Source organism: Streptomyces sp. NPDC021356 (assembly GCF_040641015.1).
In the GTDB taxonomy this organism is placed as follows: Bacteria; Actinomycetota; Actinomycetes; order Streptomycetales; family Streptomycetaceae; genus Streptomyces.
The window spans coordinates 251,622-277,666 of record NZ_JBFACU010000004.1 but is presented as its reverse complement, the minus strand read 5'-3'; the positions used below and the strand labels follow the sequence as shown (position 1 = coordinate 277,666).

28 protein-coding genes are annotated in these 26,045 nt (G+C 69.7%); 2 read left to right on the top strand and 26 right to left on the bottom strand.

Annotated elements, in window-relative coordinates:
* Nucleotides 1-45: 45 nt before the first annotated feature.
* From AB0G56_RS07130 to AB0G56_RS07085, 10 genes are all read right to left on the bottom strand, one after another.
* Nucleotides 46-1,425 (bottom strand): phosphotransferase, encoded by a 1,380-nt coding sequence (locus tag AB0G56_RS07130; RefSeq protein WP_360964902.1) that lies wholly within the window; start codon nt 1,423-1,425, stop codon nt 46-48.
* A complete protein-coding gene (locus tag AB0G56_RS07125; protein ID WP_360964899.1) occupies nt 1,422-2,258 on the bottom strand; it encodes a class I SAM-dependent methyltransferase in 837 nt (278 codons plus the stop codon). The genes AB0G56_RS07130 and AB0G56_RS07125 overlap by 4 nt, the downstream gene beginning before the upstream one ends.
* The gene (locus tag AB0G56_RS07120; protein ID WP_360964896.1) at nt 2,255-2,788 is read right to left on the bottom strand and encodes an HIT domain-containing protein; all 534 of its coding nucleotides are present in this window, start codon (nt 2,786-2,788) and stop codon (nt 2,255-2,257) included. Before AB0G56_RS07120 ends, AB0G56_RS07125 begins: the two co-directional genes overlap by 4 nt.
* Nucleotides 2,785-4,017 carry a methyltransferase domain-containing protein gene (locus AB0G56_RS07115; RefSeq protein ID WP_360964894.1) on the bottom strand — a complete coding sequence of 411 codons (1,233 nt, stop codon included), beginning with the start codon at nt 4,015-4,017 and terminating at the stop codon, nt 2,785-2,787. Before AB0G56_RS07115 ends, AB0G56_RS07120 begins: the two co-directional genes overlap by 4 nt.
* Nucleotides 4,018-4,208: 191 nt before the next feature.
* Entirely contained in the window at nt 4,209-4,658 is a 450-nt protein-coding gene (locus tag AB0G56_RS07110) for an NUDIX domain-containing protein (protein WP_360964891.1), read from the bottom strand.
* Nucleotides 4,655-6,046 (bottom strand): MFS transporter, encoded by a 1,392-nt coding sequence (locus AB0G56_RS07105; protein WP_360964888.1) that lies wholly within the window; start codon nt 6,044-6,046, stop codon nt 4,655-4,657. The genes AB0G56_RS07110 and AB0G56_RS07105 overlap by 4 nt, the downstream gene beginning before the upstream one ends.
* Before the next feature lie 276 nt (nt 6,047-6,322).
* A complete protein-coding gene (locus AB0G56_RS07100) occupies nt 6,323-8,191 on the bottom strand; it encodes an ABC transporter ATP-binding protein (protein WP_360965221.1) in 1,869 nt (622 codons plus the stop codon).
* Between the two features lie 577 nt (nt 8,192-8,768).
* Nucleotides 8,769-9,866: an endonuclease III domain-containing protein gene (locus tag AB0G56_RS07095; protein WP_360964885.1), complete on the bottom strand. Its 1,098-nt coding sequence runs from the start codon at nt 9,864-9,866 to the stop codon at nt 8,769-8,771.
* Complete coding sequence (locus AB0G56_RS07090; RefSeq protein WP_360964883.1) at nt 9,863-10,330, bottom strand: NUDIX domain-containing protein; 468 nt, start codon at nt 10,328-10,330, stop codon at nt 9,863-9,865. Before AB0G56_RS07090 ends, AB0G56_RS07095 begins: the two co-directional genes overlap by 4 nt.
* A gap of 472 nt (nt 10,331-10,802) precedes the next feature.
* Entirely contained in the window at nt 10,803-12,017 is a 1,215-nt protein-coding gene (locus tag AB0G56_RS07085; RefSeq protein ID WP_360964880.1) for a hypothetical protein, read from the bottom strand.
* Between the two features lie 172 nt (nt 12,018-12,189).
* On the opposite strand from AB0G56_RS07085, the gene AB0G56_RS07080 reads away from it, so the two are divergent.
* Nucleotides 12,190-12,690, top strand: coding sequence for an NUDIX domain-containing protein (locus tag AB0G56_RS07080; protein ID WP_360965218.1), 501 nt, complete (start codon nt 12,190-12,192; stop codon nt 12,688-12,690).
* 20 nt (nt 12,691-12,710) lie between these two features.
* Here AB0G56_RS07080 and AB0G56_RS07075 read toward each other — a convergent pair whose 3' ends face one another.
* Entirely contained in the window at nt 12,711-13,256 is a 546-nt protein-coding gene (locus tag AB0G56_RS07075) for an NUDIX hydrolase (protein ID WP_100572073.1), read from the bottom strand.
* Nucleotides 13,257-13,483: 227 nt separating this feature from the next.
* On the opposite strand from AB0G56_RS07075, the gene AB0G56_RS07070 reads away from it, so the two are divergent.
* A complete protein-coding gene (locus AB0G56_RS07070) occupies nt 13,484-14,683 on the top strand; it encodes an IS110 family transposase (protein ID WP_360964877.1) in 1,200 nt (399 codons plus the stop codon).
* An 8-nt stretch (nt 14,684-14,691) separates the two neighbouring features.
* Here the strand turns inward: AB0G56_RS07070 and AB0G56_RS07065 are convergent, their stop codons facing one another.
* The 15 genes from AB0G56_RS07065 to AB0G56_RS06995 all read right to left on the bottom strand — a co-directional run bounded on the left by AB0G56_RS07065 (nt 14,692) and on the right by AB0G56_RS06995 (nt 26,043).
* On the bottom strand, nt 14,692-15,537 hold the full coding sequence (locus AB0G56_RS07065; protein ID WP_360964874.1) for a class I SAM-dependent methyltransferase: 846 nt from the start codon (nt 15,535-15,537) through the stop codon (nt 14,692-14,694).
* A gap of 60 nt (nt 15,538-15,597) precedes the next feature.
* Entirely contained in the window at nt 15,598-16,527 is a 930-nt protein-coding gene (locus tag AB0G56_RS07060) for a DUF2797 domain-containing protein (RefSeq protein ID WP_360964871.1), read from the bottom strand.
* Between the two features lie 36 nt (nt 16,528-16,563).
* On the bottom strand, nt 16,564-17,256 hold the full coding sequence (locus AB0G56_RS07055) for an AAA family ATPase (RefSeq protein WP_360964868.1): 693 nt from the start codon (nt 17,254-17,256) through the stop codon (nt 16,564-16,566).
* A complete protein-coding gene (locus tag AB0G56_RS07050) occupies nt 17,253-18,332 on the bottom strand; it encodes a hypothetical protein (protein WP_360964865.1) in 1,080 nt (359 codons plus the stop codon). The genes AB0G56_RS07055 and AB0G56_RS07050 overlap by 4 nt, the downstream gene beginning before the upstream one ends.
* The gene (locus AB0G56_RS07045) at nt 18,329-19,156 is read right to left on the bottom strand and encodes a hypothetical protein (RefSeq protein ID WP_360964862.1); all 828 of its coding nucleotides are present in this window, start codon (nt 19,154-19,156) and stop codon (nt 18,329-18,331) included. Before AB0G56_RS07045 ends, AB0G56_RS07050 begins: the two co-directional genes overlap by 4 nt.
* Nucleotides 19,153-19,782, bottom strand: coding sequence for a GTP cyclohydrolase I FolE (gene folE / locus AB0G56_RS07040; protein WP_360964859.1), 630 nt, complete (start codon nt 19,780-19,782; stop codon nt 19,153-19,155). Before folE ends, AB0G56_RS07045 begins: the two co-directional genes overlap by 4 nt.
* Before the next feature lie 56 nt (nt 19,783-19,838).
* Nucleotides 19,839-20,582 (bottom strand): 7-carboxy-7-deazaguanine synthase QueE, encoded by a 744-nt coding sequence (locus AB0G56_RS07035; protein ID WP_360964857.1) that lies wholly within the window; start codon nt 20,580-20,582, stop codon nt 19,839-19,841.
* On the bottom strand, nt 20,579-20,989 hold the full coding sequence (locus AB0G56_RS07030) for a 6-carboxytetrahydropterin synthase (RefSeq protein WP_093593327.1): 411 nt from the start codon (nt 20,987-20,989) through the stop codon (nt 20,579-20,581). The genes AB0G56_RS07035 and AB0G56_RS07030 overlap by 4 nt, the downstream gene beginning before the upstream one ends.
* A gap of 59 nt (nt 20,990-21,048) precedes the next feature.
* Nucleotides 21,049-21,516, bottom strand: a complete 468-nt coding sequence (locus AB0G56_RS07025) for a DUF6082 family protein (RefSeq protein WP_093593323.1) — start codon at nt 21,514-21,516, stop codon at nt 21,049-21,051.
* A gap of 73 nt (nt 21,517-21,589) precedes the next feature.
* A complete protein-coding gene (locus tag AB0G56_RS07020; protein ID WP_360964853.1) occupies nt 21,590-22,165 on the bottom strand; it encodes a DUF6624 domain-containing protein in 576 nt (191 codons plus the stop codon).
* Nucleotides 22,162-22,725 carry a hypothetical protein gene (locus AB0G56_RS07015; protein ID WP_360965215.1) on the bottom strand — a complete coding sequence of 188 codons (564 nt, stop codon included), beginning with the start codon at nt 22,723-22,725 and terminating at the stop codon, nt 22,162-22,164. The genes AB0G56_RS07020 and AB0G56_RS07015 overlap by 4 nt, the downstream gene beginning before the upstream one ends.
* Nucleotides 22,726-22,808: 83 nt before the next feature.
* Complete coding sequence (locus AB0G56_RS07010) at nt 22,809-23,300, bottom strand: LuxR C-terminal-related transcriptional regulator (RefSeq protein WP_360964850.1); 492 nt, start codon at nt 23,298-23,300, stop codon at nt 22,809-22,811.
* A gap of 128 nt (nt 23,301-23,428) precedes the next feature.
* On the bottom strand, nt 23,429-24,682 hold the full coding sequence (locus AB0G56_RS07005; RefSeq protein WP_360964848.1) for an acyl-CoA dehydrogenase family protein: 1,254 nt from the start codon (nt 24,680-24,682) through the stop codon (nt 23,429-23,431).
* 87 nt (nt 24,683-24,769) lie between these two features.
* Nucleotides 24,770-25,411 (bottom strand): GAF domain-containing protein, encoded by a 642-nt coding sequence (locus tag AB0G56_RS07000; protein ID WP_360964845.1) that lies wholly within the window; start codon nt 25,409-25,411, stop codon nt 24,770-24,772.
* Nucleotides 25,411-26,043, bottom strand: coding sequence for an ATP/GTP-binding protein (locus AB0G56_RS06995; protein ID WP_360964842.1), 633 nt, complete (start codon nt 26,041-26,043; stop codon nt 25,411-25,413). The genes AB0G56_RS07000 and AB0G56_RS06995 overlap by 1 nt, the downstream gene beginning before the upstream one ends.
* Between the last annotated feature and the right edge of the window lie 2 nt (nt 26,044-26,045).

Genomic DNA, 26,045 nt, shown 5'->3' with positions numbered 1-26,045 from the left:
TGCTCCTCAACTGCTCTTCAGCTGGTGGGTGGTGTGGTGTGCTGGTCAAAGACGGTTCGTTGCGCGGAGCCGGGCCAGGGTGCGGCGGCCTCGCTCGACGAGTTCCGGATCGCCGTGGGCGGCGCCGTATTGGATGCCGGAGACGGCATCCAATACGGACAGGACGACCAGGTGCTCTTCTTCGGCGAGGGACAGGGGGCGGCCGTAGCCGGTCATCAGGGCCTCGTGCAGGTCCGGCCGTCCGTGCCAGGCGTCGGACAAGCGGACGAAGTCCCTGACGGCCGGACCGCCTTCGCTTCTTTCGAAGTCGATCACGTACAAGGTGCCCGTCGACTGCTCCCAGCGAAGGTTCCGCCGCTGGAAGTCACCGTGCGTGGGAACCCTCTCCAGAGCCGGCAGACCAGCGGCCCCCTTTGCGGTGGCACGGATGAACGCCTCGTCCCCGGGCTCCAAGTAGGCGCGTGCGCCGTCGAGGTGCCGTTCCAGCTTCTCGAGCGGCAGAGAGTCGGGGAGGGGCGGCAGTGCCGGGGCGCTGCGGTGAATGGTTGCCGCGAGCTGCCCGATGCAGTGGAAGATCCGCCGCTCCTGGTCGGGCGGGTGGACGGCGCCGTGCAGGGAGCGGCCTGGCACCGTGGTGATGACGATGGCCCGCAGTGATTCGTCGGCGGCCACCAGACGGGGTGCCAGCGGGCCCAGATGGGGAACCCAGCTGCGGTATGCGGCCAGCTCGCGCTGGTGGAAGCGGTCGTTCTGGTGGATCTTGACAAACCACACCCAATCCTCGGCATCGCGTGCCCGCCACACCTGACTGCCCTTGCGTGCCCAGGAGACATCCGTCCAGCCGGTGATCCTGCCGATCGCCCGCTCGACGAAGTCCCGCACCGCGTCCTCAGGGACCGTGCTGCTTGGACCGGCGTCGGGCACGAGGCGCAGCCGGTCGACGGCCGGGGCGTAGGCGATGGGATCGCCGGGCTCCTGGAAATGCAGGGCCATCCGGGCTCCGGCCCGGTAGGCGTCCAGCCCGGCCCGGCAGTAGGCCACCATGGGCTGCGGCAGCGCGTCGAGCGGGAACCAGCCCATGGCGTCGCACCGGTCCGGCTCCATGACGCGGGGGTTGCCGCGCCAGTGCCGGACCTCGAAGAAGAACCCGACGCGTGCGCCCCCGCCGGGGGAGCGGTGGTGCACGGTGACGGCCGCGCGGATATCAGCGGGGTCGACGATGACGCCGGTCTCCTCGCTGGTCTCCCGCACGAGCGCGGTGACGACATCCTCTCCGGGGTCGAGGTGACCAGATGGGAGATGCCACAGTCCTGTCGCGTAGACGTCGCCGGCCCGCCGGGACAGGAGCACTTCGGGGCCGGCCGCGGTATCGCGGACCGCGACCAGGTGCACGTCCAGCGGCTCGGTGTGCCGCCCCCCGCTCACCGGTCACCGCCGGGGCGGCGCGCGAGCAGCATGGTGAACACGGCGTCCTCGACGAGCCGTTCGCCTCGGGCGTGTTCCTCCAGCAGCAAGTGGGCCTCCTGCTCGAACCGTGCGTGCTGATCGCCGAAGAGCGCCGGGCGGGCGAAGCTCGTGCTGCGTAGATAGCCGACCACGGCTGCGGGTGTCCACGTGCGGCGGACCGGGATCCGGTGCTCGCTGACGTCGCTGAACGCGGACTCGGCGAGGTCGTCCTCGTAGCGGCGCCCCGGCTCGGTGTACGCCCCAGCGGTGCCGGCCCGCCGCTCGGGGCCGAGGTAGGACTGGATGAGCCGCTGCAGATCTGCCGTCCACTGCGCTTGGTAGGTCCAGAGGCTGCCATCCCCCATGATCGCCACGCCGGCCCCGGGAGCGGTGACGCGGTCGGCCATCGTGAGGACCGCGGGGCGGGGCATCCAGTGAAACGCCCGCGCGCGGGTGACCAGGTCCGCTCGGTAGCCGTCGAACGGCGGCGTGAAGTCCTCGGCCCGCACGCAGTGGAAGCCAACGGGACTGTCACCCAGGAGCGGGGCGAGGGTTTCAGTGGCCTCGCGGAGCATCCCTGGGTCCGGATCCACTAGGTCCAGGCGGGCCTCATGCGCAAGAGCGGGGAGCAGCGCAGCTGCAACCTGTCCGGTCCCGGAGCCGAGATCGAGCACGACAGGCCGAGCGACACCTCTCACTGTGCCGACGAGCAGGCGGACCGCTTCGGACGGGATGCCCGGCCGGTATCGGGCGTAATCGGCTGCCGCAGAGGCGAACAGGTCCCCGGACTCTTCATCCGGGCGGCCCCTCATGCCTGCTCCAGCAGCGCGCGCAGCGCGGCGGCGTCCGCCTGGAGCTGTACTTCGTCCGGGCGGTTTATATCTAGGGCCGTCCACGGGAGCGGCCCGCCTGGCGCCGGGTCGGCGTGGTCGGCGTAGCGGGGAACGATGTGGGTGTGGAGGTGGGGCACCACGTTGCCGAGGGTGGAGTAGTTCATCTTCACCGGCTGGTAGAACGCCGTCAGGGCCTTGCCGAGCGTGAGGGTGTCGGCCCAGTACGCGGCGGCGTGGGCGTCTGAGAGGTCGGTGGGCTCGGCGACGTGCGGTGCGCCGCGGTGAATGAGTACGCAGTAGCCCCGGACCTGGCCCGAGCGCCACAGGTAGGCGTTGGCCACTTCGCCCTGGTGGAGCAGGATCCCCCAGCCGATGTCGTCGGCGGCGAAGTCGTTGTCACACATGGGGCAGCCCTGGCCGTCGCGGTGGCGGAGGAATTCCTCGGACCACCCGGCCGGTCGACTGGGGCCGTCGGCGGGCGGGGAAACGGGGTGCCGTTGCTGGGTCATGGACAACTCCCGAGCGATGGAGACGTCTGGTGGGGGACGGCGGCGAGCGGGGGCAGCGTCCAGGTGAGGGCCATCCGGCCGGGACCGGAGGCGACGCGCTGCGGGCCCCCGCCGTCCGGAATATCGACCCGGTACGTGTCCGGACGGCCCGCCCGCTCCCAAGCGTCGTGGACGTTTTCGAGTTCGGCCCACACATCACGCGGCCCGTGCACGCGGACCGTGCCGTCGCCGGGGCCGGCCACCGCCCAGGAATCCTCCTCCGGGGCGACGATGGTCATCGTGTCGGCCTCGAAATCCCTGACCAAGCCCGGTGCCAGGTACGCGGCGGCGATCCAGAAGCCGTGGGCGTCATCGTCGGGCGGCGCGAGCCGGGTTGGGCGCGGTCGGCCGGGGTCAGCCTTGATCTTGGGCCGGTGGGTCACGGCGGTGAGCCACTCGTAGCCGAGCAGGGGCCGGTGGCCGCGCGGCCTGCCCGTCAGCACCGCCTGAAGCCTGCCCTTCATCGTGCGAGTGGCGCGCATCTGACCTGGCCAGCTGGGCGTTCTGGTTACGAGCGTGGTCAGCAGCGTTCCGCCGGGGGCGAGCTGCTCCACCCAGGCCAGCGGGATGCAGGGCACGCCGATGCCGGAATGGATCCGGTCATACGGTGCCCCGGTGGCGTGTCCGTTGAGCGCGTCACCTTCGACGACCGTCGCTTCCAGCCCGAGCCGGTCCAGGTTCCGCTGGGCGAACACGCTCATATGCGGATCGCGTTCGACCCCGGTGGCACGGCCAGGGCCCGTGATGGCAGCGGCGAGCGCCAGGGAGATTCCCGGACCCGACCCAAGGTCCAGGAACCGCTGCCCGCAGTCCAGTTGGAGGCATTGCAACACCTCGACGGTGGCAGGGGCGTAAGTGCTCATGGAGGTCATGTGGCCGCCGGTCACCGGTCCTCGGCGAAGGGCGTCCAGCGGCTCGCCGTCACGCTGGAGCAAGACGGAGTCGCCACTGTGGACGAGGTCGAGCCACTCCGCCTGGTCGTCGGGGTGCGAGCCGTCGAGGAGCCGCCAGTCGATCGGATCCGCGCCTGGGCCGCTGACCCGGACGTATGCGTGGGGGAGAAGGACTTCCCGCCGCACACGCAGGAGGGCATCGCGCAGCCGCGGGTCGGTCAGCACGCCGTCGGCGACGAGGCGGTCGACCATCGCGGTTCTGGCGGCGGCCGTTGCGTCGAGCAGGTCAGCGGACATCCTTGGACGGTGTGATGTACTCGATGTAGAACCCTCTCCTTGTTTCTGACCGGTTGGGCCTACGGCCGTTCTTGCAGTGCTTGCACCGGAAGGTGCGGGTGTATCCGGGATCTCTGCGCGGTGTTTGCAAGAGGAGTCCGGCTGTTGGGCGGCTTCAGGACCAGGCCGGTGCGTGTCCATCTCCGAGGCGCTCACTTCCGCCGCTCCCAACCGATCTCGGTATACAGCCGGCCAGCACGAATCCCCTCGATGGCCGCTCGGGTGTAGGGAACGGTCGGCTCCGGCAGGCCGTCGACAGGCCACCAGGCCCAACGGAGGCACTTGTCCGGCTCCAGCACGCGGGGCTCGCCCTCCCACCGGCTGGGCCGGAAGAACAGCTGAACGCGCGGGACGGCGTCCTCGTGGTCGAGGAGGTGCACCGTATGCACGAGGATGAGGTCCTCCTCGGCGACGACCAGCTTCGCCTCCTCCATCGCCTCCCGTGCCACGCAGGTCCGCGCCGGTTCTCGTTCCACATGGCCAGCGAGCAGGTGCCACTGGCCGCCCGCGAATGCCGAAGCCGGGTGCCGCTGCCCGAGCAGCACCATGCCGTCCCGCTCCAGGTACAGGTGGCCGCCGATCACGTTGAGTTCCGCGCTCACGCCGTACCACCTCCGGCCGCCGCGGGATTGCGCTGTCCGTCGCCGGCGGGGGCGGCGCCGGGTGAAGGTGAGGGGGAGGGGACGGGTGGTTGCACGAGTGGATCTCCTGGAGGGGAGGGGACGGGCTGGGCTCCGGGCATCTGGCGGAGGCCGCGTAGTGGGGAGCGGTAGAGGACCACGAGGGGGACGAGGAGGAGGCAGGTGCCGACGGCCAGGGTGGGCCGTACCCCGATCCGCGTCCCGAGGCCGCCTGCGACCAGGGCGGCCACCGGCCGGGCGCCTGAGGTGAGCCAGGTACTCACGGCCTGCATGCGGGCCTGCATGTCATCGGCGGTGACGACCTGACGAATGGAGCGCTGGGTGGTTCCCGCCGCCGCGGCGCAGGCCAGCTGGAGAAACAGGGCGGCGCCGATGCCGATCTGCCATGCCCGGGCTGGGGAGGCGAGGAGCAGCGGGATCTGGGTGAGCGGGGTGAGTGCGAGCGCGACGAGCATCATCGGCCCGGCGCCGTACCGTCGCGCGAGGGCCGGGGCGGCAAGTGCTCCTGCCGCCGCGCCGAGGGCTCCCAGCCCCAGCACCACGCCGAAGGCGGTCGGGCTCATCGAAAGGGACTTAAGCAGGTACAGGGCCCACAGGGTGTTGAGGAGTGCCAGGGCGGCCGAGGTGGTCGCGTTGACCAGGGTCAGCGTGCGCAGCCGGTGGTCACGGCGTACGTACCGCAGGCCCTCACCGATCTCGGCGTGCAGACGGTGGCTTCCTGCTCGCGCCCGGGTGGTCTCACGCGTCTGGATACGGGCGGTGCACCAGGCGCTGACGAGGTAGGAGCCGACGTCACCGAGCAGTGCCCGGGCCGGTCCGAGGAGCGCGGTCAGGGTGGCGCCGAGGTTGCTGCCGGCGGTGGCGGCGACGGCGAACAGGGCGCCGATACGGCTGTTGCTCCGTTGGATCAGGGACCGGTCGACCAAGCTGGGCAGGAGACTGATGGCGGCGGCATCATGCAGCACGCCTGCCGCACCCTGCACCGCAGCGACCACCATGAGCTGAGCCAGGGACAGCCTGTCCAGCGCCGCCGCTGCGGGCACGCTGGCCAGCACGACGGCGCTGACCAGATCGCCGGTGATCATCTGCTTCCGCTTGGAGCGCCGGTCGGCCAGCGCTCCGGCGTGCAACGCCAGAAGAGCGGGCGGGAGTTGGCCCATGAACGTGATCCAGGCAACCTGGGCAGGGCTGGCATCCAGTTCGAGGACAGCCAGCACGGGCAGGGCCATTGCGCTGATCGAGCTGCCGGCCACGCTGGCGGCCTGGCCGGTCAGGTATCGACGGAAGTCCTGGTGCCGCCACAGCGACGTCCCTCCGGCCGACGAGATGGGGTCACACAGGGAGGACATGACGTACCCCCTCGGCTCCCGTCGGGCGCACGCCCGGCACGACCGTGGCTGCGTGATCGTGTTGCTCGGGCATCCCAGGCACCGCGGTGTCCACGCCCGGGTCGCTGCCCCGGATACAGCCGCGGAGCAGAAACCCCTTCCGCCGCAGTAGGGGGGCGTCAGATGGAGGTTGGCCGGTCAGCACATCGGCATCCGGACGGGCAAGCATGGCGGTGTGCTGTGTGCTCACGGCGGCGGACAGGTCTGTGAGCACGCTGCTCTTGCGCGGGCGTGTGTTCATGCGGGTGCCTGCCGCTGTTCGTCATCGTCCCGGGCATCCGAGGAGACCTGGCACGACAGCAGCTGTCGGAACAGACCCGGTTGCTCGGCCAGCTCTTCGTAGGTGCCCTCCTGCACGATCCTGCCCTCGTCGAGCACGACGATCCGGTCGGCTACGGCGACGCTGGTGATGCGGTGGGTCACCAGCAGTACCACCCGGTCCCGGGCAAGACCCCGTAGCCGCTGGAAAATCCGGTACTCGGCAAGCGGATCGAGGTTCGCGGTCGGCTCGTCAAGGACCAATAGCCCCGCCTGGCGGAAGAACGCTCGTCCGAGAGCGATGCGCTGCCACTGGCCCCCGCTCAGTTCCTCCCCGTTGAGCCACTCGCGGGCGAGAAGGGTGTCCAACCCGGCGCCGAGCTTGTCGACGACCTCGTCGGCGCCGGCGGCCTCACACGCCTCGCGTACCGCCGCGTCCCCACGCGCCGTGGGCTGCCCGAGGGTGATGTTCTCCCGCACCGTCAAAGGCCAACGCGCGTAGGTCTGGGGTACCAGGGCCACCTGCTGCCACAGCGCCTGCGGCTCGGCGTCGCCGGTAGGAACGCCGTCCCACAGCACCTGCCCGTCGGTGGGCAGGTAGAGGCCGCTGATCAATTTCGACAGCGTCGACTTACCCGAGCCGTTGAATCCGACCAGGGCGGTGACCTCGCCCTGGCGCAGGGTGAGCGTCACGTCGGACAGAGCGTCTTGGTTCTTGCCCGCGTACCGGTGCGTGACCGACTTGATCTCGATCTTCTTCGGCGGCCCCGGGCGATGCGTGCCCCGGCGCATGCGGAACCCTCCGGCCTTGTCCAGGAAGCCGCTCCAGTCGTCCATGTACAGGCCCGTGCGCACGGCGCGCGCCCCTACCGAGACCAGACCGCGGACCGACTGGCCCACCGTCTGCAAGGCGAAAACAGCCGTCCCGGCGTGTCCGACGCTGATGCGGCCTGTGGCCAGCAGCCACACGACCGCCGCCCATACGACTGCCGAACCCACGCCGCCGCACAGCGCGCCGATCAAGGACATGCGGGCCCCCTTGTCGGCGGCGGCGCGGTCCTCGCGGTTGATCCGTGCGACCGTCTGCCGGTACCGGCCGGAGAGGAAACCGGCCATGGTGCCGGCACGGATCTGGTCGGCAGCCTCCTTGGTGTAGATGTGCCAGCGCAGGATCGACAGCATCCGCAGGTCGCCGTTGCTGCGCAGATTTGCCAGGTATCGCACCCGTGCGGCGCTGACCTGTGCCAGGGCCTGCGGCAGGCTGGCGGCGACTAGAAGGGGGAGAAGGACCCAGTGCACGCCGGCCAGCACGATCGCGCCAGCGACGAAGGAGGCCGACGAGGCGATCAGGTCCTGCCCCTCGTCGATCAGGTCCCCGGTGACTTGCGCCCCGCGGTCGGCGGCTTCGCGGTCGTGGTTGAAGTCGGGCTCGTCATAGGCGCACAGCTCCACCTCGGCGCAGCCGGTGAGCAGCATCTGCTCGGCCTCGCGCGACATCAGCGGGCCCAACCGGGAAGACAACCAGGAGACGGTGATCCCCAGAAGGGCGCGTACGCCGGCGGTGCCGGCCAGCAGGGCCACAGAAGGCCACGCCTGAAGGAGCCGCTGGTAGACGTCTCCACTGGTCAGCAGGGCGGTCAGGGTGCCGCTGATGGCGACCAGGCCGAGGGCTTGCATCACGCCGGTGACGGCCTGGCAGAGCAGGAGACCGATGGTCGCTCGGCGGTCGACCCGCCACGCGAGAGCCAGTGACCGGCGTACCAACTGCGGCAGCCGCCGGGCCATATCGCGCATCCTGATCGAACGGCCGGCCGCTTCACGGCTGCCCGTCAGATCGACGTACCGCATCTGCGGCTCCCTGGCAGCCGTTTCCGATGGCTCATCCGGCTCGGCTGTAGAGGACGCGTCGGGCCCGGTCGTCGGTCCGGGAGGCAACGAAGAGGGTGTGGACTCCAGCGGGGCGGTGCGCGGCCCCGGGATGTTGTCGGGTGATGCATCGGTGGGCTCACTCATGCTGCCCACCTCGTATCCGGTCGTGCTGCGCGCTGGGCGGCGGCGTCAACTTGCCGGCCGGATCGAGCGGAGCGCGGGACAGCCGGCATAGGACGTTCGAATGCGGCGAAGGGATTCGCAGGGACGGGCACAGGGTTCACGGAGTCCTCCGGATGGACGCACGAGGGGTACTGGTGCTCTAACAACGGCCCCCGGACGGGTCTGTCACGGGCAGATCTGGGGCAGATAGTGGACGGATGTTCTATTGGATTGCAGGGGTCAAGCGGGCCTTGTCGTGGGTCGCGCCCGTGTCGCTCGAACAGCTGGGATCACCCTTTCGAGGTGTTGCGGGGGATCCCGTCGGGCGCGGTGCGGGCATGGCAACCAGGAGCAGCGGCGGCGGTGGCGTCCGCTGCTCTCGACCTGGGGTGGGTCAGGTTCCGGTCTGCTCCAGCGCCGCGTTCCATGCGGTGAGGGCGTCGGGGCCGGAACGCAGGAGCGGGGCGACAGGATTGGTCAGGTACTCGTGCTCGACGAGGTAGAGGCCGGCGGTGCCGGCGTAGCCGGGAAACAGTTCGTTGAGGCGGGTCATCACGGTCTCCGGCGCGGCGTCGTCAGCGTTGAGGAGGCTGCGCGCAAGGATCTTGCGGTTCCACACGTCGATGCCGAAGACGGCAGGGTCGCGGGAAGCGTGGGAGGCAATTACCGCGGCGGTGTAGGGGCCCACTCCTTTGATTTCCTGGACGGCCTCCATCAGGTTTCCGGCGGCCTTGAGGTCCTCGGTGCTGTGGTCGCGGAAGTAGGCCGCGTAATGCGGAAGGCTTTTGGCGCGAAAGCCCAGCCGGTCCCGTTCCTTCAGCGTCTCCGGCGAGACGTGGGCGATCTCGTCTGGGGTGAACCAGGCCCGCAGCGTGATCCCGTCGAAGTGGACGAGACGGCCGTAGTGGACCAGCAGGTTGCGGGTCATCTGGGCGGTGCGGCCGATGGTGACGTTCTGCAGCAGCAGGGCGATCACGGCGATCTCGAAGTGGTCCTCCGGGCACGACTGCCGCATCCCGCCCAGGGCTGCGAGTGCCTCGCCCATTGCGGGCACACGGGACGCGAGTTCCGCGAACGCCGCCTGGTCTTCTTCCAACCCGTATGAAGAGATGAGCCGGCGCGTCAGCTCCTCGCGGTAGGCGGGCTTGAAGTCACCGTCGGTGTAGATGTCGGCGATCACGGTGCGGTCCTCGGCATGCAGCCGGACTCCGACCACGAGGTCGCTGACTCGGAAGGTACGCCAGCTGCAGGACTCGGTGTGTGCTTTGAGGCCGGTGGCGTAGTGGGACGGCTTCCAGAAGGTGTGCAGGGCGTTGAATGGGCCGTCGCCGGTGACGGGCAGTTCGAGGGTGTCGGTGTGGTCGAGGGTGCGGGGGTTCCCGTCATGCTCCTGGGTGGCGGCCGTGGGTCGCAGGGGGCCGCCGAACAGCTGGTGTTCGGCGTCGGAAACGTGCGGATCGGCCATCGTGACCGGGCCGAAGAAACTCTTCACCGGGCGCCTCCCGCAGGCCAGTTGATGGCCCGGTAGGACGGGCCGTGGGTGATCATGTGGAAGATGGTGGCGGTGTAGGGGTGACAGTCCGGCGACGGTCGTTCCATCGGCACCCAGAAGAGCCCTTCGTGCTTGTGTGGCTCGGCGTTGTACGGCTCACCCGTCCACGACTGCGCCACGAACACGGCGGTGATCCGGTCCAGGCCACCGTCGGAGTCGTGGTGGTGGATTAGCCCGCAGAACTCCTGCTGATCAGCAGTGATAAGGACCCCCACCTCCTCCATGGCCTCGCGTCGCGCAGCATGGTCGAGTGGTTCGCCGACTTCCAGGTGGCCGCCCACGACAGTGAGCTGTCCCGGTGCGAGGGCGGCGTCCAGTGCGCGGCGTACGCACAGGGCGGTGCCGTTCGTACGGAGCAGGACCTGTGCCACGTCGGCGATCAGCTGGTGAGGCGAGTCGCTCACGGGCGGCCCTCCTGTACCAGGCGTTCTACGGGTGTGCCGATCATTGGTCACGAGGGCACCGCCGTGCCGAAAGCTATAGGTGAGGACGGAGGACGGGAGAGGTGTGGGCTGCGTCATGCCAGGTACCTCGTATCCGGTCGTGACCCGTCGGCGAGCAGAGATGCGCGACCGGAGGTGAGGCGAAGGCTGGCGCCCGAGGAGGTAGCGGCATTTTCGAACGCAGGATGAACGAGTCCAGGGCGGCGTACGGGATGCATGGGGACTCCTCGGGGCGAGATGCGGACAGGTGATCGGGTAACGGCGGCCCTGCTGTAGCCGTAACGGGTGGAGGGGGGCGAAATCTAGAACGTGATTTCGAATATCGGGCTCTCTCCTTGTGCGGTCGGGTGGTGCGGGGTGTGATGCAGTGTTCGATCACTCATGTGGGTTGCGGTACCTCCTGCGGGGGATTGCCGGGGGGGCGCTTGGTCAGTCATCGCGTGGCGAGGTCCGGGCGGAGGGCGATGGCGTCGCGAAGGAAGCTGCGCTTGGAGTAGAAGGTGTGCTCGGCGGCCCAACCGTGACTGGCGAGGTACTCGCAGAGCCAGCTGTCGATCCGGTTCATCTCGATGAGGATCTCGTCCTGGTCGTGGTCGTGGTCGAGGATGCTGCGTGAGCGGAGGTACTCCAGCTCGCACTGGGAGAGCACCACGTCGGGAGCCGCCAGGAGTGCGCAGCGGTCGAGGAAGATGCCGTAGACGTGTCCGGTGCGCAGCGACTCGCACTGGATGTCGTAGCGGACGCGCTGGAAGGGCGGCATGGCCCGGACCTGGAGGTTCAGGTCTTCGTGCAGGAACGTCTCGAAGCGGTCTGGGGTGATGTCGAGGCCAGGGGTGAGTTCCTCGCGGCGGGCGAAGGCGTCCTCGGTGAACCACTTTCGCTTGAGCACGTGCCCGGCGGTGACGGTGGGAATGAAGGAGGCGTAGCCGATCTCGGGCTCGGGGCCGGTGACGTCGAACAGATGGTTCTCGGTGTGGTGGATCTGGAACTCTTCCCGGTACTCCGGACGGCAGCCTTCCAGCTTGCCGTCGCGCAGTGCCTTGAGCAGTTCCATGGACGCGGACCAGATGTCCGGTGCCGGGTCGAGGGTGTACTTGAACTCCAGCTCGGTGCCGGAGAAGTGCTTGCGGAAGTACCGCAGATGATTGTTGAGCGCCGTGCTCGACTCTGCGTGCGCCGTCAGCACGGGGTCGAACCAGCGCAGTTCCTCGACCGGGCCGTGGCCGACTGGTTCCCGGGTGGTGCGGACGAAGCAGGCGTCCTCGGGGTGGAAGCGGATCTGCGCGTACGCGTGGTAGCCGCCGCCGGGGTGTTCGGCTAGGTAGCACAGCGGCACCAGGCCGGGGGCGGCCTCGGTGCCGACCAGGCCGCGCAGGGCGGGGCCGGCGATGGCGTCGGGGAACAGTTCGCCGCCGTCGATCCTGGCCGCCCCGAGCCGGGTGCCGCCGGGGTACAGCGCTTCGGCCGGGCAGGGCCCCAGCGCGTTCCAGCGGACGATCACGGTGGTGGCCGGCCGGCATACCTCCTGCGGTGGCACCCGTACGAGCACGATCGGCTCGTCTGGTCGCCGTGGCGCGGTGCGGTTGAGGAGGTGAACGCCGCCGAGGACGACCCAGGCTCCCCGGTCCGAGGGCTGCTCATCGGGCACGCTGGTCTCCTTCGTGTGAAGCGGGTGCCACGGGTGATCGCCCTGCAGCCCGAAGGGGCCACCGGGTCGGCCGGACATCCCCGGATGGCTGCCTGCTCGTCGCTGCGACGTCCGGCCGGTTCGTCGGCCTAGGGTGGGGCGGGTGAGTCATGGTGAAGTCGGTCAAGTGATCTTGGACGAGGCTGTTGCGGATGCCCGCCTCGCCGCGTGGGAGTTCGACGGTGCACGGGCCTGGCTGGAGGAAGCCCGCCGGCATCCCATGGAGCCGCTGGCGGCCGAGGTGTGGGTCACCGACCCTGCTTTCGAGCACGTCCTGCTGGTTAAGCACCGCGTGCGCGGATGGGTGCCGCCCGGTGGCAAGGTGGAGCCGGGCGAGGCGCCGCGTGCGGCGGCGGCACGAGAGCTGCTGGAGGAGACCGGCCTGCGCACCGAGTTGCTGCCCGAGCCCGCTGCCGTGGCGGTGCGTTCCTACCGGGCCGACTGGTCTCCGACGCTGGGCCTGTCCTACGCCGCGATCGTGGGACGCGACGTGCCGCTCGCCGGGGAGCAGAACCAGCCGGCGGCATGGTTCCGTCTGGATACAGGCTGGGACAGCGTCTTCCCCGAGGACCGCGAGCGGATCCGTGCGCACGCTCGCCGTCTGGCAGCCGGCCGGGCGGTCGGCTCCCGCTGAGGTAGGCCCTTGGCCGCCGTTCACAGGAGGGCCTCGATCCGGTCGAGGTCGGCCGAGGGCAGGCTGACGAGCTCAAGGTCGTGCAGGAAGCGGCACCACACCGGCTCCAGGCCGGGTTCGCGCTCGAACTCCTCACGGTCCAGGTACCCGTTGGCGTGCGCGGTGGTCCGCAGCGCGTGCTGCTGCAGCTGGGCCGGGTGGATCCACCGAGGGGCGCGGACCTCCCGGGGCGAGGGGCACAGCGACCCGGAAACCTCGGCCTGGAAGATCCACCAGTGGTGGCCGACCGGACCGCTGGGCGTGCGGTGGCAGTGGTTGGGCCGCCACTGGTCCAGCAGCAGGTGCAGGTGGGTGACGGTGAGACCGACCTCTTCGGTGACTTCGTCGCGCGCGGCCTGCTCGGGGCCGCCATGCTCGTCGACGTGGCCGGCGACCGGGGCGATTCCGGCCGGAGGAATCGCCCGCTCGAACACCAGCAGGCCGCTCGGGGAGGAGATCAGTACCCCGACGCTTGCGTGGTCACAGAGGCGGGCCCCGCCGCCGGGAGCCGGGGCGGCCGGAGTCATGCGGCCCTACCTTCTTGAGTGCGTCCCGCGAGTTCGCGACTCTGGGACTGCGCGGGTGGGGCAGGGATGGCTTTCATGCTGGCTGCCCTTGATGGCTCAGACCGCTGTTCCCCCTGCCCCGCCACTTCTTCCGGACTGCTGATTAGGCTCTGCGGACCATCGCTGGGTAGGGCGAGGACAGGCGGAAGGAGTCGCGCCACAGATTGGTCGACGAGGGGAGCGTCACCTTGTCCGCTCATGCAGGCTTCGACATCGCCAAGGATTTCCACTGGCTGGCCATCATCGACGACCGCGGCAGGCAACTGTGCAGCCGCCGGGTCGACAACGACCCCGAAGCCATCGACCAGGCCATCAGCGACCTGAAGGCCGTGGCGGCCGAACATGGCGGCGTCACCGTCGGTCTGGACGTGATGGGCGGAGTGGCCGCGCTGGTCACCGCCATGCTCCTGGCCGCCGGCCTGTGGGTAGTGCACGTGCCCGGCCTGGCCGTCAACCGCGCCCGCCGCGGCACCCGGGGCGGGGAGAACAAGTCCGATCCCCGGGATGCGAAGGTGATCGCCGAGCAGGTCATGCTCCGCGACGACCTGCGGGCTGTCCAGGTGCCAGACGAGATCTCCGTCGAACTGCGCCTGCTGGTCGGCCACCGAACCGTGCTGGTGAAGGAGGCCACCGCGCGGATCAACCGACTTCGGGACCTGCTCGCTTCGATCCACCCCGGCCTGGAGAAGGTCACCGACCCGACGAACAAGTCCAGCCTCATCCTGCTGGCCCACTACGTCACCCCCAGCGAGATCCGCCGCGCGGGCGCCTCCCGCATCGCCGACTACCTGCGCAAACGCGGCGTCAAGCGGCCCACCGCCGAAGCTCTGGCCCAGGCCGCTGTGACCTCGGCGCGCGCGCAGAGCACGGTCGTGGCCGGCGAGCGCCGCACCGCCGAACTGATCCGTGAACTCGCGGGTGATCTCCTGGCCGGCAAGAACCGGCTCCTGGCCCTCCAGGCTGAGATCGAGGAGCTGCTCGACGTGCACCCTGACGGGGCCCTCATCCGCAGTCTGCCGGGGATGGGGGCCACCCTCACCGCTGAACTCATCGCCGCGGTCGGCGACATCCGACGCTTCTCCAGCGGCGATGCTCTCGCCGCTGCCTCCGGCCTGGCGCCCGTGCTCACTCAGTCCGGGAAGATCCGCTACTCGCGCAGCGCGACCGGCGGTGACAAGGCTCTCAAGCGGATCTTCTACCAGTCGGCGTTCTGCGCGATGCCGAACCACCCGCCGTCCCGGGCCTTCTACGAGCGCAAGCGAGCCGAGGGAAAGCGACATCACCAGGCGCTCATCGCCCTCGCCCGACGCCGCGTCAACGTGCTCTACGCCATCCTGCGTGACCGCCGGCCCTATCAGGACCGACCTCAACTCAGTCTCGTGGCTTGACTTCAGCATTAGGCAGCGGCCTTTGGCCGTTGGGCGACGACGACGAGCCAGCTCGTCACGGCCGGGGCATCGGGGGTGGTCATGGCGTAGGCGGTGTCGAGGATCTGCATCCGCTGGGCGTGGGTGAAGTCGCCTTCGGGCCGCGCGAAGACGGGGATGGACAGCCACGCCTTCTTCTCGGCCATGGTGCTGTGCTGGGCGGTGAGCTCTGTGCCGACGATAGTCAGTCCGGCTGCGGTCAGCTGCTCGGTGACTGTTTTCAGCGGCAGCTTCGGCGGCCTGTCCGCGTCGCGCGGCGGTGGGGTGTATCCGTGGGTCTCAGCGGCGACTTGGCGGATGAGGGCGTTTAGGGAAGGCCCGGTGCGGGTTGACAGTTCGTCGGGGTGCCGGACGCCGGCGAAGCCGCCGCCGATGTTGAAGACGAAGTGCCCGCCTGGGCGCAGGATGTGGGCGACGGCTGCGAACACTGCGGCGGTGTCGGTCTTCCAGATCGCGGAGTTGCACACTACGGCGTCGGCGCTGCTGGCGTGCAGGTGGTCGGCGAGCCGTTCGGCCGGGGAGGTGATCCAGGTCAGGCGGGCGTCGGTCAGGGTGCGGCGACCGACACGCTGCATCGCGGCGGCGTTGTCGACGGAGACGACCCGAGCGCAGGCCGGGATCACGTCGAGGATCGCGCGGGCGGTCGCGCCGGCGCCGCCGCACAGGTCGACCACCAGGCTGGCGTTGTCCAGATGGCCTCGGCGGGCAAGGTCGCGGCTGGTCGCGTCGTACATGGGATGGGCGCGGGTGAAGGCGTTGTATGCCTCGGCGTTGCTGTCCTCGTCCCAGCCGAGGATGGCGTCCTGGGGTGCCATGTTGCTGTGGCCTCGCTTCTCAGAGCGGCCCGGCAGTGCAGGCCGGGTGTTCGGACAGGGTCAAAAGAGCGCGGACTGTACGGCGGCGGGCGGTGAGGAGAACTGTGCGCCGAGGACGATGCGCCTGCCCTTGAGGGTGCCGAGGTCGAGCAGGTAGGGCAGTTGTTCACCGTCGCCGTCGAGGGTGGCGAGGACCTGGGAGCCGAGGCAGGAGAGCACCATCAGTCCGTGCTCACCGGAGCGTGGGTCGTGCGGGTACAAGGCGCGCCCGGTCTTCGGCGTGCGCAGCAGTTCGCCTTCGCCGGGCGGCGTCCACGGCTCCGGTGTGGCCGGGACGTTCAGGCTGCTCAAGGCCGCGGTGGCGCGGTCGAGGTGCTGATGGTGGGCGGCACCGGCCGGGGCGAGGTCGCGCAGCTCGGCCAGGGCCGTCAGCTTGGCCGCGGCTCGCACGGTCTGCGTCAGGCCGAGGTGGCGGGTGAGGGCATCCTCCAGGAACCGCACGGCGCGGCCGTCAGCACTCCGGGCGAGGTAGGTAGCGATCAGGGCACCCTGTTCGTCGAGGCGGGAGCGCTTACGGGGTTCGGCCGCGGTGCCGATCTTGGTGGTGCCGTCGGCGAACGTCGCCAGGTACAGCCAGTGCGGCTGGGCCATGTACGCCGCCAGGGCGTCGGGAACATGCCCGCCGGAGTGGAACCGGTGGGCGAAGCGGAAGTCGTCCCGCCCGGCGCAGGCCGGGCACTGTCCGCCGGCCTCGGCCGGGGCCCGGTCAGGGCAGGCGACCGCCTCGACGCGGACGCGGTCGGCGAACCGGTACCGGCCGGTGCACCACCGGCCGGTACCGCTCACCTGGTAACTCAGGCGCCTGCCCATGACCGGGGCGTAGACGAGTGGTCCGCCGGTCACGGGGGCGAGCAGAAGACGGGGGTCTGCGCTCGCCCAGGTGATGCCGTGACAGACGTATGTCCCGCTGACGGGCAGGGCCTGGTCCATGGTGCGTTCCTTGTCGATCGGGGAGGGAGGGCCGGTTTAGACGGTCAGGCGCAGACGGTCGGCCAGGGCAGCGGCGGCGGCCTTGAAGACCTGGTCGCGGTCCAACTGGGCGACGTCCAGCGTCAGCCAGGCGCCGCGCTCCGCCTGTTCGCGCATCTGGTCCAGGACGGTGTCCTGGTAGCGGATGAAGTCCTCGTCACCGCCGCCGGCGTGGCCGGCCTCTAGGGAAGTGAACGAGCCTTTGCGGACGAGAGCCTCGCGAGCATCGATGTTCAGGAAGAACACCAGGTCCGGCTTTGTGAGATGCGCGAAGACCTGCTCGCACAGGCGGGGGGAGACCTCGGGGTTGACCGCGTACCGAGCGAGGATCTTGTGGTGCGCGTTGTCGAGGATCACGTGGGTTCCCGCGGCGAGGGCCGGCTGGATGACGAGCCGGTCCTGCAGGGTGTACCAGGAGGCCAGGGCAAGCAGCCAGTAGTGGTCGCCGCATGCCTGGGCGACGCCGGCGTCGCGCCGGTAGACCAGCTCGTTGAGGCGGTCGAGGTAGGCGGACAGCTCCGGGTCCCGGCGGACGTCGGTGCTGTGCTTGCCGATGAGGACTGCCGTGTGGCCGGCGTCGTTGAGGGCCTGGTGCAGGCGGGCGGCGAGGGTGGACTTGCCGGCCCCGTCACCACCGACGAAGGTGATCAGCTTCCCGGCTGCGGTGGTGGTCGGCGCGTTCGCCGTCATCGGGATTCTCCCAGGGGGTGGGTCGGGCTGGCGGTCAGGCGGCCGGTGATGATGGTGCGGATGCGGTCCACCAGGACGGCGCGCTGGCGCAGGACGTCGCTGTGACGCTCATTGGACAGGTCGGCGGGATAGTGCGTGGCGAGGTTGTTGGAAATGACGTGGAGGTAACCGAATCTGATCCCCGCCTGGCGCGCCGCCGCCCCCATGGGGCCGATCTCCGGGTCGACGAAGGCGTACGAGGCGGTGTGCTGGGCCAGCCAGTCGCGGTTCTCCAGCAGGATCGACGGGGAGGACACGTGCAGGCCGCTGCGCACCCCATCGTGGGCGGCGGCGTAGTCGCCGAAGAAGTCGTCCCAGCTCACCATCGCCCCGCGTACCAGGCTGGTGTTGCCGGTCGCCAGCCAGGCGTTCGGTTCGACGCCGGGGGTCAGCGAGCCGACCTTGCCGACGTAGACGACGTCGCCTGCGCCGAGTTCGGCAAGGTGCGTGACGACCCGTCCGGCCACGTCTCCCCAGATGCTGTGGAGGAACCCGAGGTAGACCACGCGACGGCCGGCGACGTCGAGGCGCTGCCAGGCGTAGCCGGGTCCGCGGGTCCACACTCCGTTCTCGGGAGCGAGGTACTGAAGGCCCCAGCCGACGATCACCAGGTCGCCGTCCAGTTCCAGGTCGAGCGCGTCGAGCGCCGTTCGGCACTCCTCCTGCTCGGGCGGCTGATAGGTGACGGTGCCGACGGGGCGGCCGGTCATGGCCAGATACGTGGCGATGATCAGGGCGTAGTGCTGGACGTAGTCGGCTCCGGGGAACGCCTTGACGATGAGGTCACGGCCGTGGATCTCTGCGGTGGGCCGTTCGATGTTGAACAGCTTCCCGGTCTTCTCGTACCGGGAGATCACCGCCGTGCGGTCGTAGCCGCCGATGACGCGGATGCTGTCCCAGTCCTGGTCCTGGATGAGGTGGTGGACCTTGATCTCCAGGTAGCGCAGCAGCCTCGCGTGGGTCATAGTGTGCCCGGCCGGCTCGATCGGGGCGGCGCGCAGGAGTCCGGGGGTCGGGTCGGCGAGTAAGGGCGTCATCGGTGCTCCTCGGCGATCGTCACGGTGCTGCCAGCCGCCGCGCGAACGACGGAGATGTTCTTCCGGATGAGATCGAACCGGTCTTCGGGGATCGGGCCGAGCTTCTCGATGCGGGGCGTGGAGGGCTTCTCGTATGGCCCTTCGGGCAGCAGGGCGACGCCCATCGCGCCGAGGATGACCGGGGCTGCGCCGTCCACGGAGGAGATCCACTCGTGCTCGCGCTGCTCGATCAGCTCCAGGTGCCCGGTCCGGCCCAGACCGAGCAGCCGGTAGATGAGCAGATCGTCGACCAGGCCGCGATCCCGCAGGTAGGCGGTCGCCAACCAGCGGGTGCGGCACAGTTGCTCGTCGGGATCCGGTCGACGCGAGGCCGGCAGGGCGATGGCCCCGGCCCAGCCGCTGGTCACGAAGGCGTCGTAGGTGCGCAGCCACTCGTCGTCGTCAGCGGCGTGCAGGACCGCGCACAGCCGGAATGCGTCGCCGGACAGCTTCCGGATCTCTCGCGCGGCTTTCTCGCTCGCCTTCAAGGTCGCGGCCCCGTCCCGCATGACGTCCGGCAGGATGATCTCCCTCGCGGACACCGCCAGCGCGGCTTCGACGAGGCTTTCCGCCGGCAGGGCGTAGCCGAGGTCGAAGAGCCCGTTGTCGACGATGATCTCGGCGCCGCGCTCGGCCTCGCGAGCGAAGAAGGCCCGGTAGCTCTCGTCGGACAGCACGTGCTGGGCGGCCACGTGGTGGACGCGGGCCGGCTCCTGGGCGACGAAGTTCTTCAGGTAGGCAGGCGGAGCGATGACGGAGAAGTCGATGCCCGCGGTGGTGATCACGACGCCCCCCACAGGCCGGTGGTGAGGGTGAGGAACTGCTGGGAAAGGACGGGGTCGGTGCCGAAGCGCCCGCCCGAGTGCACCGTGGTGGTGCGAGCCTCCTCCATCCGTACGCCCCGCATGCTCATGCACAGGTGCACGCCGCGTACGGCGACGGCGATGTTCTCGTGTCCGATCACGCCGTTGAGGTATTCGGCGACCTGGCGGGTGAAGCGTTCCTGGACCTGCAGTCGGCCGGCGAAGTGCTGGGCGATCCGCCCGAACTTCGACAGGCCCACCACCTCGCCATCCGGCACGTATCCAGCCGTGACCTGCAAGTTCATGGGCAGCATGTGGTGCTCGCAGAGCGACCACACGCTCATGCCGCCCACGATGACTAGCTGACCACCCAGCTGGGACTCGGTGAAGCAGGTGGCCGTTTCGGCGCCGTCCGGGGACAGGAAGGCTTTCCACCAGGCCGCGACGCGGTCCGGGGTGCCGGTCAGCCCCTCGCGGGCGGGGTTCTCGCCCAGCTCGACCAAGAGCTGGTGGATCAGGCCGGCGACCCGGCCGGTGTCGATGACCGCAGCGGGCCCGGCGACCGCAGCGGTCGGCGCCGCCGCAGGGCTGGCGATAGAGGTCGTCATGGGCGTCTCTCGTTTCCGGGGACTGGGGAACGGATGGGGCGTGGAGTCGCGTGCGGTCAGCGGCCTCGGGCGTCCGCGAAGGCCAACACGTGCAGGCGGGTGGTGAAGTGCCAGTGCCGGGCCGCGACCCCGTCCGCGAGGACCCGGGTAGTCGCGGTGATCACCTCGGGGGTGGTGCCCTCCGGCATCACCCACACCGGCGCGAGCCGGTGGGCGTCGGCCAGCTCGGCGATCCGGTCGAGGTCGTCCACCGTGGAAGCGACGAACTTGAACGCCGCCCGCCCGGAGGCCACAAACGCCTCCAGCGCGGCTGGCACGATGCTCTTGGTCTCCTTCACGCCGAAGCTGGCAAGCTTGGGCGAGACGTTGAACCGGACCCCGTCGGCCACCAGCTCGGGAGTGGGCGCGATGGTGCCGTTCGTCTCGAACTCGATCCGCTTGCCGGCTGCTATCAGTCCCCGGACGAGAGGCACCAGTCGCGCCTGCTGGATCAACGGCTCGCCGCCGGTGATCACGACCAGCTCGACCGGTGAAGACGTGGCCCAGGCCACCAGGCCCGCGACGGATTGCCTCGTCGACTCCTCGTGCGGGTCGAAACGAGACCAGTCCCAGGTGTACTTCGTGTCGCATCTCGTGCAAGTGAGGTTGCACCGGGACAGGCGGATGAACAGGGCCGAGTGTCCGCAGCTTGGGCCCTCGCCCTGAAACGTCGGCACCTCGGTACCGAAGCACTCCGCGACGATCAGGGATTCGCCTTCGGCAGCTTCCGGTTCGAGGTTGAGCGGCTTGGTTGTGGTCATTGGCCCACCACATCGAAGCGGGCCCAGCTGCTTGCGGTCTCGCGGACCAGGACGGCGACAAGGCGGCCGGGGATCTCCGACTGGAGGTTCTGAACGAACCAGCCGGCCAGGAACTGGGCCAGGCGCTCCGAGGTGGGCTCGAAGGGCAGGATCTCGTGCAGGTTGTGGTGGTCGAGCTCGGTGTCCAGGAACGACTTGAACGGGGCGAGCGCACCGAAGTCCGTGACAAACCCGGGATCCTCCAGCGCGGATGCAGTGAGGATGACCTCAACCTCGTAGCTGTGCCCGTGCTGGCGGGAGCACTTGTGCTCATGCGGCAGCCGGGGAAGCCGATGGCCAGCCTCGAAGGCGAACTTCTTACCGATGGTGAAATTGCCGGGCGGTAGTGGAACAGCAGTGAAGCCCATTCGATTTCTCCGAGAGGTGAGGGTGTGGCTGATTCGGGCGGGGTGGGGCAGCCGCCTCTTCAGGCGGCTACGGGCTGTGCCCCCAGGTGGTTCTTCGCGGCCTTGTCCAGCACCTTGGTGAAGTGCTCGGCGCGCTCGTCGCCCTCGGCCTCCTGAGCGCGGAGGCCCCCGAAACGGGCCCAGTACCGCCGGCAGACGTCCCTCTCCATCAGCTTCGAGGCGTAGAACGGCAGACGCCCGTCCCGGACGAAGCCGAGGCGGTCGCGCAGGCTGAGCATGCAGATGAGCTGGTTGGCCTTCAGCAGCTGCATGTACTCCTCGACATCCAGGTCCTCGGGCGTCCAGAGCTTGGCGAGGTCAGGGTTGGCGGACATCTGCGTCAGCCAGTCGAGTTGGTTGCGCGCGACGGTCGCCTCATTTCGTTCGGCCTGGTGCCGCGCGTCCTGCCTCAGCCGGGCGGCTCCGACCACGACGGTGGCGAGGGAAACCGCGGCGCCGGCAGCGAGGACGGCGGTGGTGAGCTTCATGCTTTAACGGTCCTTTCACGCAAAGTGATCTGGGGCGAGGGCGGGTCTGTGGAAGCCTGCGGGGCTCGCTGCGTCATGCGACCTCCGCGAGCACGACGGCCGGTGAGCCGCCGTCAATGCGATCCAGGGCGTACCGGCGGCGCACAGTGTCCAAAGCGACGGCGATCGGCGGCAGTCCGACGGCGGCCCTTCGCTGGTCCAGCAACTGCGGCGCACGCAGTGGGCACAGCTCCACCCCTGCTGCGCTGAGGACGAGTTGCGTCCCGAACTCTTGGGGTCGCCCGCTGTTGACCAGGGCGCGGTCGTGAAGGTGGGCCCAGTGCTGGATGCGCGCATCGCCGTCCTGGACCGCACGTTTCAAAAGGGTGGTGGCCGCCCGCTGGAAGTCGGGTTCGTCGTCGGCGTGCAGAGCGATGCTCCAGGCGGCACGTGCTGCGTCGGGGCCCACGAGACGGTGGCCGGGCCAGTCATGTTCGGCCAGGATGCGGCGCAGCACTTTGGTGTCGGCGTGCTCAGCGTGACGGTCCTGGCCGAGGTGGACGGCGTCGAGCTGGTTGCGTACGCGTCTTGCCCGGCGTGCTGCCGACTGTGCGGCGCGGGCGATGAGTTCGCGGGCGAGGTCCGGCCGCAGCGGTTCCGCGGTCCTCACGCGATACTCCGCTGGTAGGCGGCGGACTGCGGCTCGTGGACCTGGCAGCCGATGAGCGCGCTCAGCCCAGGCCGAAGCTCGGCGGTGAGTTCGAGGCGCGCGACTCGCTCATGGTGCTGTCCGGTGCCCGATCCACGGACGTCCCAGCCCATGTCGGTGAGCCGACGAAGGAATGTGGCGATCGGATCGACGTCGAGAGGATGGCGGACCATGGCCTCGGCCCGCACAAGCGGTACCTCGAGCCGGGCGGCGAAGTCGGAGGCCCACAGAGTGATCAGCCGGACGGTGTCATCGGAGTGACCGGGCAGGGTGTGGACGCAGTCCAGGAAGAGGCACGGGCCTTCGCCCCATCCGAGGTCGGGCCCGCGTTGCGGGATCATGCAGGCCAGCAGCAGCCCGTCCTCGAACAGTCCAGCCGGCTTCACCTGCGGGGCGCGGAACAGGGCCGGGATATCGGACAGGGCGGGTGTAGGCACGCCGCGCATGGCGAGCCAGCGCTGACGGTCCTGGACGAGGGCCGCGGCCTCGTCCCGTTCGGCGTCGGTGCGCAACGACCGCATCTCGTACACGGCCGGTAACCCTGTCGCGCACTGGCTTCGAGGCGCGGGGGAGGACTCGATGGCCGTAGAAGCGGGTGAGGCATTCACTGGCTAGCTCCGCTCTCCATCGTGGTGACCCGCCTGGCGCCCAGCAGGCCCCACGCGTGGGCCCAGACGACAAGTTGGGTGGTGTGGGCCGCCCCGGTCTTGTCGAGCAGTTCGTCATGTGCGGCTCGCACGTCGGCGGGCGCGATCTTGGCTATGGCAGCAATGTCGCTGGGATTGCTGTGCTCAGCGACCGCCCGCAGCAACAGTTGCTGCTCTGGACTGAGTTCCGGCATTGGCCTGTCCGTTGTGGGCGGAGCGACCTGCCGGGCGTTGCACAGGAAGTGCACGATCACCGGGGGCTTGCAGCGGGGCGGGCAGTGGAGGCTCTCCCGGATGTCGCGTACGTACTGGCGGACGGTCACGGCCGACAGCCCGGTCCTCGCGGCGATCTCTTGAGGGCCGAGGCCGTCCACGAGGTGCTGGGCGACGCGCTGCTGGGTCGGGGTCAGGGGGGTGATCGGTGCGCTGGTCATCATGCGCGGGGTCACGGGTGTCTCTTTCGCGGCTGGGTTGAGGGATATCGGGTGGGGTGTCGCCGGACCCCGCGGGGGACGGGGGCCGGCGACACGGGCCCGTGCGCGGCGGTCTGGATTCACGGGGCGCCGCACACGGGGGCTCATGCGGCTGTCGGGTCGGGGCGGGCCCACGCCGCTTCGGCGGCGAGACGTTCTGACCACTGGATGTGGGCCTCGTCGAAGGCGGCGTCGGCGAGGCGTATGCGCTGGACTTCGCCGGTTCCGGCCGGTGGGTAGGTGAACTGGATGTCGCGCCACAGGCGCTGGAGGATGTAGTCGCCGTTGAGGGCATGGGCGCCGTGCAGCTCCATGGCGTCCTGGGTTGACTGCATCGCCCACTGGTGGCCGAGGTACTTGGCGTTGATCAGGTCGGTGTCGCAGGGTAGGCCCTGGTCGAGGAGGTGCACGGACTGATAGGCCAGGATTCGCCCGGCGCGCAGGCGGGCCTCCATGTCACCGATGCGGTCCCGCAGAACCGGCAGATCGGAGAGGGCGCCCCGGTAGCGGGAGCGCGTCTTGAGGTAAGCGGTCGAGGTGGCCACGACTGCCTCGTGTATTCCCAGGCTGACTGCGGCCAGGTTGGGACGGCCGTACAGGATGCTGCTGCTCTGCGCTACGCCCAGCCCCTGGCCGATCTCTCCGACCACGTTTTCCTCGGGGACGCGGACATGATCGAGGTCGAGGCGGCCGGCGGAGAAGCCGTGCAGGCCGAGGCCGGGACGGTGGTCGGCGACTGAGAGCCCTCGGCGCTTGGATTCGACCATGAACGCGGTCAGCGCCTGGGAGGTGCTCACGCCTGCCTTGGCGGTCCGGGCGACCACGAGGTGGGCTTCCGCGAGGTGGCTATTCCCGATGTGGATCTTGCTGCCGGTGATCACCCATTCGTTGCCGACGTGCTCGGCGATGGTCTCGATGCCGCCGATGTGTCCGCCGGCTCGCGGTTCGGTCACGGCGATCGACAAGAGCAGTGAACCGTCCGCTACGCGGGGCAGCCAGCGGCCCTTCTGCTCGTAGGTGGCGAAGTGCAGCAGGGCGCCGACGGGGATCAGCGTGGCCTGGAGGATGGCCGCCGCAGCCGCCGAGACGCGGGCAATGCGGTGGACGAGGATTGTCTTGGCCACGTGTCCGGCGTCCAGCCCGCCGAAGGAGGACGGGACGCTGACGGCGAACCAGCGTCGTGCGGCCATCAGGTCGGCGACCTTGCGCTCCACCCTGCCGGGGGCGGCCTCCATGCGTGCGGCGCGCGGCGCGATGTGCTCGGCCGCGAAGGCGTCCGCCTCGTGCCACAGCAGTTCGTGGCGGGCGTTGAGATAGGGGCGCAGCGCCGGCGGCGGCGTGGTGGGTGTGGCGGGCATGGTCCTCTCCCTCTCCCTGGATGAAGGTCGCACGGTGGAGCGGCCGGGGATCGCCTGCGGCTCCCGGGTGGGGGGTCGTGCAACGGACTAGCGGACGGGCGCGCGGGCGATGTGGTCCATCACCCGGACGCCGGCGTTGATGACGATGTCTCTCAGCCGTCGGGCCTCGCTCAGGGGCCGCTTCTCGGGGTCGATGACGCACACCGTGCCCAGCACGGTGCCGCTGTCGTGGATGAGCGGGGCACCGAAGTAGGAGCGGATCCCGACCGCGTCGACCACGGGGTTGCCGCTGAAGCGCGGGCTGGCGTGCACGTCGTGCAGCGGAAGGGCCTTCTTGCGGGCCATGACCTCCGGGCACCAGCCGTGGTCGCGGCTCATGGTGCGGCCGACGATGACGTACCCGCTGTCCGCGGGCGGCTGGTGCAGCCCGACGAAGGTCTGCTCCTCCAGGAAGAGGTTGACGAAGCCGTACAGGAACCCGGCTCGTGTGGCCATGTCGCGGGCCAGTTCGTCGAAGTCCTCGCTGGCAGCGGTGGGCACGCCTAGGCGATCCAGCAGCTCGTACCGCTGCGCCAGCTCGGTCGCCTGCTGGGCCTGCGGGGCGGGGACGGCGGCGCCGGCGGGGAGGGATGGCCCATGGGTGACGTCCCGCATGATACGTCGCGGCAGCGACTGCGTGAGGGGGGCGGTCTGCCGCGCGCGGTAGGGGTCGTTGGGCTGATACGACATCAGGCGTCCTGAAAGGTGGTAGTGGATGCGGGGCGAGCGGGGCTTGCCGATGCGCTCTTCAAGGCGTGGCCAACGAGGGTCAGCAGGACGCCAGCGACGTGGTTCGGATCGCGGGCGTCGCAGGTGACCACCGGCACAGAGGCGGGCAGTTCGAGGGCGGCGCGGACCTCATCGGGGTGGTAGCGATGTGCTCCGTCGAACTGGTTCACCGCGACGACGAAGGGCAGGCCGATGTCCTCGAAGAAACCGACGGGGGTGAAGCTGCTTTCCAGGCGGCGGGTGTCGACCAGGACGACCGCGCCGACGGCTCCGCGACAGAGGTCGTACCAGAGGTCGACGAACCGGTCCTGGCCGGGCGTGCCGAACAGGAACAATTCCAGGGGCACGGGCGCGTCGGGCAGGTTGAGGCGACCGAAGTCGAAGGCGACCGTGGTGGTCTGCTTGGCCTCGACGCCCGCCAGGCTGTCCACGTCCGCGCTCGCCTCGGTCAGGTACTCCTCCGTGCTCAGCGGCGTGATCTCACTGACGGCACCCACGGCGGTGGTCTTGCCCGCGCCGAAACCGCCAGCGATCACGACCTTAAGCACGGTCGGTGCACCGGTACGCGGGCGCGACGACGGCCGCAGCACCACGG

Coding starts and splice junctions, on each gene's coding strand:
- AB0G56_RS07125 (WP_360964899.1), bottom strand. CDS start 2,258: ATGAGGGGCCGCCCGGATGAAGAGTCCGGGGACCTGTTCGCCTCTGCG.
- AB0G56_RS07120 (WP_360964896.1), bottom strand. CDS start 2,788: ATGACCCAGCAACGGCACCCCGTTTCCCCGCCCGCCGACGGCCCCAGT.
- AB0G56_RS07115 (WP_360964894.1), bottom strand. CDS start 4,017: ATGTCCGCTGACCTGCTCGACGCAACGGCCGCCGCCAGAACCGCGATG.
- AB0G56_RS07105 (WP_360964888.1), bottom strand. CDS start 6,046: ATGTCCTCCCTGTGTGACCCCATCTCGTCGGCCGGAGGGACGTCGCTG.
- AB0G56_RS07100 (WP_360965221.1), bottom strand. CDS start 8,191: ATGCGGTACGTCGATCTGACGGGCAGCCGTGAAGCGGCCGGCCGTTCG.
- AB0G56_RS07075 (WP_100572073.1), bottom strand. CDS start 13,256: ATGACTCCGGCCGCCCCGGCTCCCGGCGGCGGGGCCCGCCTCTGTGAC.
- AB0G56_RS07065 (WP_360964874.1), bottom strand. CDS start 15,537: ATGGCACCCCAGGACGCCATCCTCGGCTGGGACGAGGACAGCAACGCC.
- AB0G56_RS07060 (WP_360964871.1), bottom strand. CDS start 16,527: ATGGACCAGGCCCTGCCCGTCAGCGGGACATACGTCTGTCACGGCATC.
- AB0G56_RS07055 (WP_360964868.1), bottom strand. CDS start 17,256: ATGACGGCGAACGCGCCGACCACCACCGCAGCCGGGAAGCTGATCACC.
- AB0G56_RS07050 (WP_360964865.1), bottom strand. CDS start 18,332: ATGACGCCCTTACTCGCCGACCCGACCCCCGGACTCCTGCGCGCCGCC.
- folE (WP_360964859.1), bottom strand. CDS start 19,782: ATGACGACCTCTATCGCCAGCCCTGCGGCGGCGCCGACCGCTGCGGTC.
- AB0G56_RS07035 (WP_360964857.1), bottom strand. CDS start 20,582: ATGACCACAACCAAGCCGCTCAACCTCGAACCGGAAGCTGCCGAAGGC.
- AB0G56_RS07030 (WP_093593327.1), bottom strand. CDS start 20,989: ATGGGCTTCACTGCTGTTCCACTACCGCCCGGCAATTTCACCATCGGT.
- AB0G56_RS07025 (WP_093593323.1), bottom strand. CDS start 21,516: ATGAAGCTCACCACCGCCGTCCTCGCTGCCGGCGCCGCGGTTTCCCTC.
- AB0G56_RS07015 (WP_360965215.1), bottom strand. CDS start 22,725: ATGCGGTCGTTGCGCACCGACGCCGAACGGGACGAGGCCGCGGCCCTC.
- AB0G56_RS07005 (WP_360964848.1), bottom strand. CDS start 24,682: ATGCCCGCCACACCCACCACGCCGCCGCCGGCGCTGCGCCCCTATCTC.
- AB0G56_RS07000 (WP_360964845.1), bottom strand. CDS start 25,411: ATGTCGTATCAGCCCAACGACCCCTACCGCGCGCGGCAGACCGCCCCC.